The following is an 11424-nucleotide window of genomic DNA, read 5'->3' on the forward strand; positions in this document are numbered from 1 at the left end:
CCCCGGGACGGACCTCCAGCCGGACGGCCGGACCGGCGGCGGCACCGTCCAGGGCGCGGCGGGCGAAGGACTCCAGGCGGCGGTCGTGCAGCGTCGCGGAGGCCAGTTCCAGACAGGCGGCGAAACGCGCGCGGGCGCCGGCCCGGTCGTCGGCGGCGAGGGCGCGCAGACCGAGGGCGCGCAGCAGCTCGAAGCGGGCCCGCGGCTCGTCCGGGCCCGGATCGGCGTCCCGCGCCGCGGCCAGCAGGGAACGGGCGCCGTCGTCGTCCCCGGCGTCCGCGCGCAGCTCCGCCAGGCCGACCAGGGCGCGGCACAGCTCGCCCCGCGCACCGGTCTCCTCGGCCAGGCGGCGGGCCAGCCCGTAGCGCTCCCCGGCGGTCCCCGTCCGCCGCTGCTGCCAGGCGAGGTCGCCCAGCGAGCGGAGCGTGCGCACCTGCGCGGGGCGGTCGCCGCAGCGCCGGGCCGCGTCCAGGGCCAGGGTGTGGGTCCGCTCCCAGGCGTCCCACGCGGCGTGCGTCTCCAGGTGCCCCTCCAGGGCCTCCGCCAGCCGCACCGCCGCGGCCAGCCGCCCCGCGCCGTGGGCCTGCCCGACCGCCCGGACCACCGCCTCCCGCTCCCGGGCGAACCAGCCCGCGGGGTCGGGCGGCTGCTCGCCGGACGGCCGGGCCCGGGTCAGCACCGCCAGCACCTGCCCGGCCGTCCGGGCGTGCTCCGCGCACAGCCGCTCGATCGCGTCGCCGGTGCCCTGCGGCCCCTCCTCCTCACCCAGCCGCTCCACCGCCAGCACCCGCAGCAGCTCCGGCAGCCGGTAGCGCTCCCCGTCGGCGGCGGCCAGCAGCCGCTCGTCCACCAGCCCGTCCAGCAGCCGGACGGTCCGCCCGGGGGAGCAGCCCAGCACCGCACCGGCCGCGGCCCGCCCGAACGGGCCCGGCGGCAGCAGACCCAGCAGCCGGAACGCCTGCCGCAGCTCCGGCCGGGCGTCCTGGTACGCGTGCAGCAGGGCCGCCCGGACGTCCAGCTCGCCGACCCGCAACTCGCCCAGCCGGAAACGCTCGTCGCGCAGCCGCTCCACCAGCGAGGCCACGCTCCAGTGCGGACGGGCCGTCAACTGGGCGGCCGCCACCCGAAGCGCCAGCGGCAGCCGGCCGCACAGCCCCAGCAACTCCTCGACGGCCTCCGGCTCGGCCGCCGCCCGCTCCGGGCCGGCCGCCGCCGCGAACAGCCGCCGGGCCTCGGCCGGCTCCAGCGCGTCCAGCAGCACCGGCCGCATGCCGCCCAGCCCGGCCGGCAGCCGCCGGGCGGTGACGATCGCGCTGCTGCCCGCGCCGGTCGGCAGCAGCGGGCGCAACTGCGCCTCCGAGTCGGCGTTGTCCAGCACCAGCAGCATCCGACGGTCCGTCAACTGCTCCTGCCACGCCTCGCGGAGCTCGCCCGCCCCCGCCCCCCGCGCCAGCCGCACCCCGCGGTGCCGCAGCAGCGCGGAGATCGCGCTGGTCGCGGCCAGCGGCCGCCCCGGCTCGGGCAGCAGGTCCAGGAACAGCCGGCCGTCCGGGAACGCCGGGCCGCTGCGGTGCGCGGCCTCCAGGGCGAACGCCGTCCGGCCCGCGCCCGGCTGCCCGGCCACCGCGACGAACGTGCCCGGCGGCCCGCCGCGCAGCAGCTCCTCCACCCGGGCCAGGGCGTCGTCGCGGCCGGTGAACAGCGGATCGGCGGGCGGCAGCGCGACCGCACCCGGCAGCGGACCCGCGCCGCCCCGGTCGTCCGGGCCCTGCCCGCGCGGCGCCGGGTCCGGCTCGGCGGCGGCCGGCCGCAGCAGCTCCGGGTCGCCCGCCAGGATGCGCCGGTGCAGCCGCTGCAGCGGCGCCCCCGGCTCCACCGCCAGCTCGGCCACCAGCAGCCGGCGCAGCCCGCTGAACGACTCCAGCGCCTCGGCCTGCCGCCCGGCCCGGTACAGGGCCAGCATCAGGTGGCCGTGCAGCTCCTCGCGCAGCGGGTGCTCGGCGGCCAGCGAGCGCAGTTCGGCGATCAGTTCGTGGTGCCGGCCGAGTTCCAGGTCGGCCCGGATGCGCTGGTTCAGCGCGGCGGCCGCGGCCTCGGCGAGCTGCGCGGCGGCCCCCTCCAGCAGCGGCCCGTGCGGGGTGTCGGAGAGCAGCGGGCCGCGCCACAGCCCGACCGCCCGGCGCTGGAGGTCGGCGGCGCTGCGGTAGCGGCCGTCGGCCAGCGCCTCCCGGCCCAGCCGGTGCAGCTCCTCGAACACCGACACGTCGAGCAGGTCCGGGGCCAGGGAGAGCCGGTAGCCGGGCGGCTGGGTGCGCAGCGCCTCCCGACCGTGCGGCGGGTCGACGACGTCCAGCAGCTTGCGCAGCTGCGAGACGTACACGTGCACGGTGGAGGTGGCGGTGCGCGGCGGCTCGTCCTGCCACAGCTCGGTGACCAGGCTGTCCACCGACACCACCTGGTTGGCGCGCACCAGCAGGGTGCCCAGCAGCACCCGCAGCTTCGCCGCCTGCGGGGTGTGCGGCACGCCGGGCCGCGCACTGCCCTCGATCTCCATCGGCCCCAGGATCCGGAACCTCACCCGGCCCACCTCCTCCCCGTCCCCGCTCCCCACCGTGCCCGCTCCCCGCGCCCTGTTCCCGCTTTCCGCCGCGCGGCCCGGGCCGTTCGGGCCGTTCGGGCCGTTCGGGCCGTTCTGGCCGCGCGGGCTGTCCGGGCCGTCCGGCCGCGGGTCAGAAGTCCTGCACCACCGTGGTGCGCGCCTCGACGACCGTCCGGCGGTTCTGCGTGAGCGTCAGCGTGACCGGGACGGCCGGGCGCCCCGCCCCGTCCCGGCCGAGCGGGCCGGGCTCGGCCGTGCAGCGCACCGGCAGGTCGGCCTCGGCGAAGCCGCGGAAGTGCACCCGGCAGGAGGCCGGCAGGGTGCGCTCCGGGACGAGCCCGACCGTGCGCCCGGCGGTCAGCACCGCGGCCTGCCGCAGCGCCTCCATCAGCAGCGTCCCGGACAGGTGGCCGTCCGGGGTGCTGCCGCCCAGCGCGGGGTTGTCGCTGGGGGCCAGCAGCCACAGGCTCAGCCGCCCGCCCGCGAACCCCACCGGCTCGCCCAGCACCACGTTGGCGGCCGCGCCGCGGCCCACCGCACCCGGGGCGACCGGCCGGACCGGGCCGTCCGGCTCGTCCGCCAGCTCGGGCGCGGCCCGCACCGCCCAGCGGCTGTGCGCGAGCTGCCTGCGGTGCACGCCCGGCATCACGAACACCAGGCTCGCGGTGCCCGTCGCGCACGGCGTGTCGTCCAGCGACACCTCCAGCCGGAAGTCCAGGTCGCGCGGCACCCCGTCCACCACGTGCCCGGGTACGGCCCGCAGCTCGGTGGTCATCCGGGCGGGCCCGGAGCCGCGGCGCCAGGCCGCGGTCTCGGTCAGCTCCAGCCCGACCCGGTAGAACAACCCGGGCCGGGCGGACGGCACCCCGAAGTACTGGTGGCCGACGAACTCGCCGACCTCCCGCACCGCCTCGGTCACCAGCTGCGGGTCGTGGAAGTGCCCGGGGCCGTCGTTGAACAGCGGGTGCGCGCCGGGCGTGTCACCGGTCAGCAGGAACCGCTCCTCGCCGCTGCTCGGCGCCTCCAGCAGGTAGTGGTCCCAGGACGGCGGGCAGTGCACCAGGTGCCGGGCCGCCCGGCCGAGCAGCCCGTGCGCGGGGTGCGGACCGGTGATCGCGGTGCTCTCGATGGTCATGGCGGTTCCCCCGGATCGGCTGGTGGCGGCCCGATCGACAGGCCACGACCCAGCATCGCGCCCCCGCCGGCCCCCGGGACACCGTTGGCGGGTGGCAACAAGCTGCGCGACCGCTTCTCCCACCCGTCCCGAGACGCCCCGAGACGCCCTGAGATCAGCCCGGCTCCGCCGCGGAGCGGACCTCGTGTGCCTCGTGGACCTCGTGGACCTCGCTCCAGACGGTCTCGCGGGCGGTGCCGCCGTTGCGCGAGGGCGGGGAGTAGCGGTGGCCCCAACGGTCGCCCAGCGCAAGGGCGTTGAGGACGGCTCGGTGGTCGTCCGGACCGTTGTCGTCGGCGTCGTTGTCGGTGCGGAGGAGGTCGAGTTCGACGCGGTAGCCGTCGGGTACGGCGGTGAGGCGGGCTTGGGCGCCGCCGGCCTTGGCGAGCTGTTCGGCGATCTCCCAGGCGCGTTGCCGCAGTGCGTCGCTCACGAGGCGGCACCCAGTGCGGAGGGGTGCGGTGCGGAGGGGCGGGGCGGCACGGGCAACTCGCCGCGCAGGTAGGCGAGTTCGACCATCGCCTCGGCCAGCTTCTGCACCCACGGCAGGCCGACGCAGCCGAGCGCGACGGCGCCGAACTCCGGCAGCACGTCGTCCCGGTAGATCGGCGACAGGCCGGGCGGCGGGTCCAACCTGGCTGCCCTGAAGGCCCGTTCGAGCAGGTCGGTGGCCCGTTCGGCCTCGGTGAACCTGCCGCGCAGGAACCGGTGGAGGACGTCGGTCTCCTCCAACGGCTGTCCGGTGTACAGCACTTGTGCTTCCTCGTCTCGATGGTGGGTGTGGACGGTGGAGAGGGGTCAGCTGGGGGAGCGCCCGCCGGGCCGGACGATCCCGGCCCGCACCAGATCCGCGAAGGCCGGGTGGCGCACCCGGCCACGGTCGGCCGCCCAGGGGGCGCCGCCGTCCACGGGGAGCAGCAACAGCTCGCCCCGCTCGCCGACGCGGGAGAACTCGCCCAATCGTCCGGTCGCCGGGTCGAACAGCAACTCGCCCCGCTCGTACGGCCAGACGCCCACGGCCGCCCCGGCGCACTCCCCGCCCCGGACGGCCCGCAGGTACGGCGCGCCCGTCCACAGCAGCGTCGCCAACTCGCTCGCCACGTCGGGTGATACGCCACCGAGCTGCACCAGATGCGCGCCGGTGACGGTCCGTTCCACCGCCAGCGAGGGCAGTCGGAGCCCCGCCGAGTGGCAGGCGTCCCGCACCGCGTCGCGCACCTTGCACGCGAAGGCCCGGTCCTGCCGCTCCAGTCGGTCAAGTAGCGAGTTGCCCACGACGGTCACCGCCCGTTCCCTTTTCTTGCCAATGTGTAATCAGGATCGGCATTCGGGCGTAGCATCGGAAGCCTTCCGCACTTGACTCTTGTCCCGTGGGGGACTCGGCGTCGAAAGAGTGATCGAGCATGCGCCGTACGGAACTTGACCCGTCGTCATCTCCTGCCGCCGCCTTCGGCCTGCAGCTGCGCAGGTCGCGGGAGATACGGAACCTGTCCCAGGTGCAGCTCGGCCAGCTCATGGGGTACAGCGACACCCTCATCTCGTGCATCGAAAGAGCTACCCGCAGTCCCACAGCTGACTTCGCGGCCCGCGCGGACGAGGCCCTGGCCACCGGCGGGACGCTGGGGCTCATGTGGTGGAGCCTGAAGAACCAGAGCCTTCTGGAGGGCTTCCCCGAGTACGCTGCGGAGGAGGCCAAGGCGGTGGAGATCCGCCTGTTCGAGCTGGGCATCGTCCCGGGCCTGTTGCAGACCTCGGCCTACGCACGGGCACTGGCCCAGGCGGCCGTGCGGCGCGGCAGCATCACCCAGGCACAGGCGGACGAACGGATGGACTTCCTCGCGGCCCGCCAACGCCTGTTCGACCAGCCGAAGCCGCCCCTGCTGCACGTCGTGCTGGACGAGAGCTGCATCATGCGCCCGATCGGCGGCCGGGAGGTGATGGCCGCTCAACTCGCCCACCTCGAAGAGCTGTCCGAACGGCCGAACGTCACCGTGCAGCTCGCCCCGTACAGCCTGGGGGAGGTCGCGCCGTTCCGTATGGCGGTGACCCTGCTGACCATGGCCGACCGGTCCGTACTCGCGTACACGGAATCCCAGCACCGGGGGATCCTCACGCGTGAAATCGAGACCGTTCGGCCGTGGGAGAGGGACTACCATCGGCTACAGGTGGAAGCCCACGGTACGTCGGCTTCCGTGGCGGAGATCAGCAGGGTTCGGAAGGAAGACCATGGACCGTGACCACGACCTGAGCGGTGCGGAGTTCCGCAGCTCCAGCTACAGCGACAACGGCGGTCAGTGCATCCAGCCGGCGACGAACCTGCACGCGGCCCGTGGCATCGTGCCGGTGCGTGACTCGAAGGACCGGCACGGTCCGGTGCTGGTCTTTCCGGCGCGGGCCTGGGCGGCCTTCTGCGCCGCCACCGCCGCCGGCGAGTTCGGCGAGATCTGACCTCCGGTCAATTCCGTTCGGCAGCAAGCCCCCTCCACGCAGGGGGCTTGCTGCTGTGTGGAGCCCGTGGCATTGACGGAAGGGCTGGTCAACTCCATGCCCCGGACGAGGTCGAAGGCGGCGGCGTGATCGCGTCCGTCGGTCCACGACTCCGCGTCGCGCCAGGGGCCGAAGCGGCGGAACTGCTCCAGGGCGGTGTCGTAGTGCCGGGCCCGGACCAGGTGGTGGGTCAGCAGGCACCGGAGGCCGGGCAGGTTCCAGGCGTCGTTCGGCCGCCCCGTCTCAGGTCACCTTGACCGCCCTCGACGATTCCCGATGCCGCAGGTCAGAGCCCACCGGCCCCGATGAGCCCCGTGCCCACAACGGCAAGAAGATCCTGCGCTGGGCGAAGAACAACAACGTCCACCTCTGCTTCACCCCGACCAACACCTCCTGGGCGAACCCGATCGAGGCGCACTCCGGGCCACTGAGGCAGTTCACCCTCGCCAACTCCCACCACCCGGACCACCCGGTCCAGACCCGCGCACTGCATCACTACCCGCGCTGGCGCGGCGGACCGGCGGCAGCCTGATCAGGGGCTGACGTTGAGCATCCGTCTCCCTCCAGGCGTGCTCGGATACCTGAGAGCTCAAAAGAACCAGCAGTAGAGGTTGCCCCCGGCAGCCCCAGCTTTCGTGGCGAGCTCTGCAACCGCTTGCACGATGGCGAGGAGATTGTCGTCGGTCATGTCCTCGCCGTCCTCGCAACGGAGCCTTTCGCTCCAGCGGTTGGCGAGATCCTCCAGTTCCTCAACGCTGGCGCCGGCAAGCGCACGGGTCAGCCTGGGCGGAAAGGCGAACATACCGCTGCCGTCATGGGTCATGGGCACGATCCAGTCGGTTCGCTGCCAGAAGAGCTGATCCGACGATGGCCCCACAAAGTAGGCGTCCCAATCGTCAACCGCATCCTCCGCACAGAAGTGCCGGCCCAGCACCGCGGCGAACCGGCCATGCGGGCCACCCCGGTGCGCGCTGGCGGCATCGCGGTCAGCAGGAGCGAGGAAGAAGGCTACGGCGGTGCTCACCGCGCAATGATGGCAGCTCTCGAATTCCAGTACGCAGCCATCCTGCTCATCGCCATGCCGTCTCCACCATCGGCGTCCTCGACCTCTACCGGTACAGTTCGCCCCGCCGCAACCCGGCGAACCTTTGCGGGCACACCACTACTGAGCTTGGATCAGTGATGTCGGTCCGACTCAGACCGGCTGATCGCTCGAGGGTCGACCGACGGGCGTCCGTTGACCAGACTGAGCCGAATGACGACACGACCCGCTCCTCACGAAGACCTCCGCGCTGTTCTCTTCGACTCCGGCGGCGTGCTGATGCAGCCGATCGGCGGCCGGTGGAACCCACGGGCGGACTTCGAGCAGACCGTTCTCGCCCACGTGCCTTCGATCACGTCGGAGCAGTTCGTGGCAGCCATCGCCGCGGGCGACCGCTTCCTCGCTGCCTCGTCGCCCGAGCCTGAGCCCGACGACTACCACCGGCTGATGCTTCGTCACGTGGGGGTGGAACCGACCTCGGAACTCCTCGCCGACTTGCGCCGAGAGGTCCCGCCGGCCATGCTCCTGGAGACCTATCCGGAGGTCGTGGGCACCCTGGGAGAGCTCAGCCGCCGGGGCGTGCGGATGGCAGTGGTGTCTGATGCCTGGCCCAATCTGCCCGACCTTCATGCGGGACTGGGGATCGGGCGGTTCTTCGAGGCATATGCGATCTCCGCAGTGCTCGGCTGCAACAAGCCGGACCCGCGCATGTACCACCATGCCAGCGACGCGCTGGAGCTCGCGCCCGCGCAGTGCCTGTTCGTCGACGACGATCCGGACCTGGTCGCCGCTGCGATCGGACTCGGGTATGCGGGGCGCGCGGTCTGCCGGGGATCGCTCACAACGGAGGTGCCATCCATCGCGTCCCTCGCGGAATTGCTGGACCTCTTCTGACACGGGCGGAACGGGCTGCTGGCGGCCTGCCTGCCGCAGGGGCGATGGTGCCGCCAGCGGGCAGTCGGTCAACTGCCGAGGGTCAGGCCGGTACCGGCGAGGCAGCCGTCGACCGTGTCGGGGCGGTACTGGATTTGCTCGAGCCTGCGCTTCACAGCCCGGGTGATCTGGCCGAGGTCGGCTGCGGCAAGGTTGCCGAGGTCGCGCTTGACCAGCGACCAGATGCCCTCCTGCGGGTTCAGATCGGGGGCGTAGGTGGGCAGTTGGAACACCGTGAGCCAGTGGGAGTTCGCCTCGATGAACGCCGGCAGCGGCTTGGCCAGGTGCAGGCGGAGGTTGTCCCAGACCAGCACGATCGGGCCGCCGAGCTGGGCGTGAACGCGGACCAACAGGTCGCGGAAGTCGCGCCAACCGAAGCCCCTGGGCTCTCCCTCACGGCCGCGGTACTCACGGACCGCACAGATCAGCCTGGACCGCTGCCCCGGCTTGCAGCAGGTCAGGCCCACCATTGAGACACGCCCGGAGCCGCGTCCGCGGACCCGCACGACCGGGGTGCAGCCGCGGCGCCCCCATGTCCTGGCACGCGGCGGAGTCAGCGACTGCCCGGCTTCGTCTTCGAAGACCAGCCACGCACCGAGCTCCGCCGCGGTGCTCTTACCCGCGGCCAGGTCTCCTTCTTCCACACCTCGACCGCCGCGTCGTCGCGCTCGATCGCCCGCCGGGTGGGCTGCTGCCAGGACCAGCCGTGCCGCTTCAACAGCCGCCAGGTGCCCTCCACCGTGTACGAGACGTGGAACAGCCGGCCGATCAGTGTCTTCACCCTCGCCAGCGTCCACCGCTGGTCCGCCCAGCCATGGACCAGCGCGCCGCGCTCCAACCCCCGCTCCAATCTGGCGGTCTGGACCGGACTGAGCCTCGGGCGGCCCGGAGATCCCTTCGACCGGCCCCCGACATCCCCGCACTCGCGCCAGGCCCGGCGCCACCGCTCCACCGACCGCTCGCTGACCCGAAGCGCGGCAGCGATCTCCGTGTTCTTCTGCCCGACTCGAAGCGTTCCACAGCCTGCAACCGGATCCGCTCCCGTGCGGCCCTCTCGGCGTCGGTCAACCCGCTGCCCTGCGCGTACCCCACAGCCCAGAGCCACCGGAACCGACGGGCCGCCGTCAGGCGAACGGCTCCGACATCACCCAATCAAGTTCAGTGGCATGATCGGACAAGTTGTTGGGAGAGGCGGGATCCGGCCGTGGCATACCAGCTCACGTTCTTCTGTCGATCGGGCGAGGCGAACGGACAGGCGGCAATCAGCCGCCTGCTGGACGAACTCCTGCCACCCGATGACCTCCTGCTGGTGCACCGGTCCGGCCCGTTCGTGGACGAGGTCGCCGTCTGCTCGCTCGCGACCCGGGGGCCCGCCGGGGCCCCGGCGGCCGACTGGCTGACCCTTGAGGTCCACGTGGGGGTGGAGTGGATCGCCGAGTCGGTGATCGCCGCATCGCCCGACAACGAGCAGGGCATCTGGGGCTGCGACCTCCTCGCGACGGTCACCCTCACCGGGGACGCCCCTGACTGGCCGCTCGTCAACCGCATTTGGGATGCGCTGCTGAGCCTCTGGAGCGCCACGCCGTGGGACGAGACGTCCGGATTCGAGATCGCAAAGAGCATGCCGTAGATCGAAGCCGAGCGGGCGTCTGGCTCCGGGCGGCGCGACCGAGGCTCGGTTCCTTCCGGCAGGTGCGGACGTCCCGGGCCGGGCCGGCCGGTAGCAGCGTTGGTCTCGCGGGACGGTCGGGGCGTGGTGTTTGCCCTCGGCGCGCTTGCCGGAGCCGCGGAGCCGCGGGGCGGTCCGGGGCGGTCCGGGGCGGTGAAGGCGGCCGGGTCCCTGCCGGTCGCGGCCAGGGGCCCGGCGCCGAGGATGAGGCTCGAGCCTGGCAGGCCGGCGAGGATCCCGGCGTCGCGCTGCTCACGGAACCGGGCCGCGATGAACGTGCCCATCTCGGCGACCTGACGCGAGAGCGGCCGCAGCGGACCCCGCCTCCGCGGTGTCGTGGAAGCGCGACAACAGGGCCTCCGGGAAAGCTCGTTGGTGCAGACGCCCACTGAGCTGCCAAGAGGCCCTGCCCTCATGCCGGACAGCCGCCAGGGCCACCCGATCGGGCTCCTCACGCCATGCGGTCGGTGCACGCCGGGGCACGCGGCCAGTCCGCCTCTCCGGCGTGCCTCGGCGCTCGACCGTCCGATGAGCCCCCGGAGTTCAGTCCGTCGGAGGTTCGTCGGCGACGAGGTCCAGGAGCTGGTCGGGGGTGAGGGTGGCGAGGTCGACGGAGCGGTCCGTACGGACGAGCCGTGCCGTCGTCTGCTCGGTGGAGAGCTGCCGGGCTCGTTCGATGAGTTCGCCCGCGCGGCGGCGCTTGCGGATCCGATCGGTGATGTCCGCGACCGCGAGCACGGCGGAGGGAACGGACAGGAACAGTGACGTCACCGCGACGGGGTCGAGGCCCTTGGTGTCCGGGCCGGCCCCTGCTGTGGTGGGCGGGACGGTGTCGGCGGGGTGGCCCCAGTCGGCGGCGGCCGCGGCGATGCTCTCCCGGGCGGCTTCGGCTCCCGGACCGGCAAACTCGATGATCATGATTCCTCTTCTTCCTCGACTTCGTCGCCGATGGTTTCCATGAGCTCGTCAGCCCGGGACACGATGTTTGCCGCGCCGATCACGGCGGCAGCGGCCCGGCACTCCTGGAGTACTCGTCGGGCCTGAGCGCGTGCACCTGCAGCCAGCATCACCTGCCCCAGATTGATCCCGACGACCGCGATACCGTCCGGCCGTCGCAGTTTCACGAGGAGCTGGAATGAGGTGACCAGCCTCGGTATCGCTGCCTGGAGGTCCCGACGGTTCAGGTCGATTCTGGCCAGGTCCCAATTGGCTGCTGCAATTTCGTTGATGTCGCCGAGCTGTTCGTTGACTTGCAGGCGCTTCAGATGTAGCTCAACGGCTTCGTCGATCTGTCCGCGCTGCTGGAGGATGTCTGCGATCTGTCCCCAGGTGACTGCGGTGGAGCGGGTGTCGCCGATCCGCTCGAAGGCCGGGAGTTGGACTTCGTGGTGGATGCGCAGTGCTTCGTCGACCTGTCCGCGCCGTTGGAGGATGTCTGCGATCTGTCCCCAGGTGACTGCGGTGGAGCGGGTGTCGCCGATCCGCTCGAAGGCCGGGAGTTGGACTTCGTGGTGGATGCG

Annotated in this window: 13 protein-coding genes and 2 pseudogenes; 5 read left to right on the top strand and 10 right to left on the bottom strand. The window is 72.8% G+C overall.

The window, feature by feature from the left end; translation table 11 throughout:
* From ACFUEL_RS24785 to ACFUEL_RS24805, 5 genes are all read right to left on the bottom strand, one after another.
* Positions 1 to 2578: BTAD domain-containing putative transcriptional regulator (locus ACFUEL_RS24785; RefSeq protein WP_380238953.1), on the bottom strand; the 2578-nt coding region annotated here is incomplete at its 3' end.
* 151 nt (positions 2579 to 2729) lie between these two features.
* Complete coding sequence (locus ACFUEL_RS24790; RefSeq protein ID WP_380238954.1) at positions 2730 to 3734, bottom strand: AfsA-related hotdog domain-containing protein; 1005 nt, start codon at positions 3732 to 3734, stop codon at positions 2730 to 2732.
* Positions 3735 to 3888: 154 nt separating this feature from the next.
* Positions 3889 to 4206, bottom strand: coding sequence for a hypothetical protein (locus tag ACFUEL_RS24795; protein WP_380238955.1), 318 nt, complete (start codon positions 4204 to 4206; stop codon positions 3889 to 3891).
* Complete coding sequence (locus ACFUEL_RS24800; RefSeq protein WP_380238956.1) at positions 4203 to 4526, bottom strand: hypothetical protein; 324 nt, start codon at positions 4524 to 4526, stop codon at positions 4203 to 4205. The genes ACFUEL_RS24795 and ACFUEL_RS24800 overlap by 4 nt, the downstream gene beginning before the upstream one ends.
* A gap of 45 nt (positions 4527 to 4571) precedes the next feature.
* Positions 4572 to 5057 carry a hypothetical protein gene (locus tag ACFUEL_RS24805; RefSeq protein ID WP_380238957.1) on the bottom strand — a complete coding sequence of 162 codons (486 nt, stop codon included), beginning with the start codon at positions 5055 to 5057 and terminating at the stop codon, positions 4572 to 4574.
* A 119-nt stretch (positions 5058 to 5176) separates the two neighbouring features.
* Here ACFUEL_RS24805 and ACFUEL_RS24810 point away from each other — a divergent pair, with 119 nt between their 5' ends.
* The 3 genes and pseudogenes from ACFUEL_RS24810 to ACFUEL_RS24820 all read left to right on the top strand — a co-directional run.
* A complete protein-coding gene (locus ACFUEL_RS24810) occupies positions 5177 to 6010 on the top strand; it encodes a Scr1 family TA system antitoxin-like transcriptional regulator (protein ID WP_380238958.1) in 834 nt (277 codons plus the stop codon).
* Complete coding sequence (locus ACFUEL_RS24815; protein WP_380238959.1) at positions 6000 to 6221, top strand: DUF397 domain-containing protein; 222 nt, start codon at positions 6000 to 6002, stop codon at positions 6219 to 6221. The genes ACFUEL_RS24810 and ACFUEL_RS24815 overlap by 11 nt, the downstream gene beginning before the upstream one ends.
* Positions 6222 to 6594: 373 nt before the next feature.
* A pseudogene (locus ACFUEL_RS24820) lies at positions 6595 to 6792 on the top strand (IS630 family transposase); the annotation flags it as partial.
* Between the two features lie 57 nt (positions 6793 to 6849).
* Here ACFUEL_RS24820 and ACFUEL_RS24825 read toward each other — a convergent pair.
* Positions 6850 to 7284, bottom strand: coding sequence for a hypothetical protein (locus ACFUEL_RS24825; protein ID WP_380238960.1), 435 nt, complete (start codon positions 7282 to 7284; stop codon positions 6850 to 6852).
* A 231-nt stretch (positions 7285 to 7515) separates the two neighbouring features.
* Between ACFUEL_RS24825 and ACFUEL_RS24830 the strand changes: the two genes are divergently transcribed.
* The gene (locus ACFUEL_RS24830; protein WP_380238961.1) at positions 7516 to 8196 is read left to right on the top strand and encodes an HAD family hydrolase; all 681 of its coding nucleotides are present in this window, start codon (positions 7516 to 7518) and stop codon (positions 8194 to 8196) included.
* A gap of 68 nt (positions 8197 to 8264) precedes the next feature.
* Here the strand turns inward: ACFUEL_RS24830 and ACFUEL_RS24835 are convergent, their stop codons facing one another.
* A complete protein-coding gene (locus ACFUEL_RS24835) occupies positions 8265 to 8822 on the bottom strand; it encodes a transposase (protein WP_380238965.1) in 558 nt (185 codons plus the stop codon).
* Positions 8789 to 9327 (bottom strand): annotated as a pseudogene (locus ACFUEL_RS24840) (winged helix-turn-helix domain-containing protein). The gene ACFUEL_RS24835 and the pseudogene ACFUEL_RS24840 overlap by 34 nt, the downstream one beginning before the upstream one ends.
* 112 nt (positions 9328 to 9439) lie before the next feature.
* Between ACFUEL_RS24840 and ACFUEL_RS24845 the strand changes: the two are divergent.
* Complete coding sequence (locus ACFUEL_RS24845) at positions 9440 to 9865, top strand: hypothetical protein (RefSeq protein WP_380238962.1); 426 nt, start codon at positions 9440 to 9442, stop codon at positions 9863 to 9865.
* Between the two features lie 582 nt (positions 9866 to 10447).
* Here ACFUEL_RS24845 and ACFUEL_RS24850 read toward each other — a convergent pair.
* Positions 10448 to 10822 (bottom strand): hypothetical protein, encoded by a 375-nt coding sequence (locus ACFUEL_RS24850; protein ID WP_380238963.1) that lies wholly within the window; start codon positions 10820 to 10822, stop codon positions 10448 to 10450.
* A partial coding sequence (locus tag ACFUEL_RS24855; protein ID WP_380238964.1) for a tetratricopeptide repeat protein occupies positions 10819 to 11424 on the bottom strand: 606 nt, incomplete at its 5' end. The genes ACFUEL_RS24850 and ACFUEL_RS24855, both read right to left, overlap by 4 nt.

Origin of the sequence: Kitasatospora sp. NPDC057198 (genome assembly GCF_042670125.1) — a bacterium.
Classification (GTDB): Bacteria; Actinomycetota; Actinomycetes; order Streptomycetales; family Streptomycetaceae; genus Kitasatospora.

Excerpts from the sequence above, each read along its gene's own strand:
- ACFUEL_RS24790 (WP_380238954.1), bottom strand. The coding sequence starts at position 3,734 with ATGACCATCGAGAGCACCGCGATCACCGGTCCGCACCCCGCGCACGGG.
- ACFUEL_RS24810 (WP_380238958.1), top strand. The coding sequence starts at position 5,177 with ATGCGCCGTACGGAACTTGACCCGTCGTCATCTCCTGCCGCCGCCTTC.
- ACFUEL_RS24815 (WP_380238959.1), top strand. The coding sequence starts at position 6,000 with ATGGACCGTGACCACGACCTGAGCGGTGCGGAGTTCCGCAGCTCCAGC.
- ACFUEL_RS24830 (WP_380238961.1), top strand. The coding sequence starts at position 7,516 with ATGACGACACGACCCGCTCCTCACGAAGACCTCCGCGCTGTTCTCTTC.
- ACFUEL_RS24850 (WP_380238963.1), bottom strand. The coding sequence starts at position 10,822 with ATGATCATCGAGTTTGCCGGTCCGGGAGCCGAAGCCGCCCGGGAGAGC.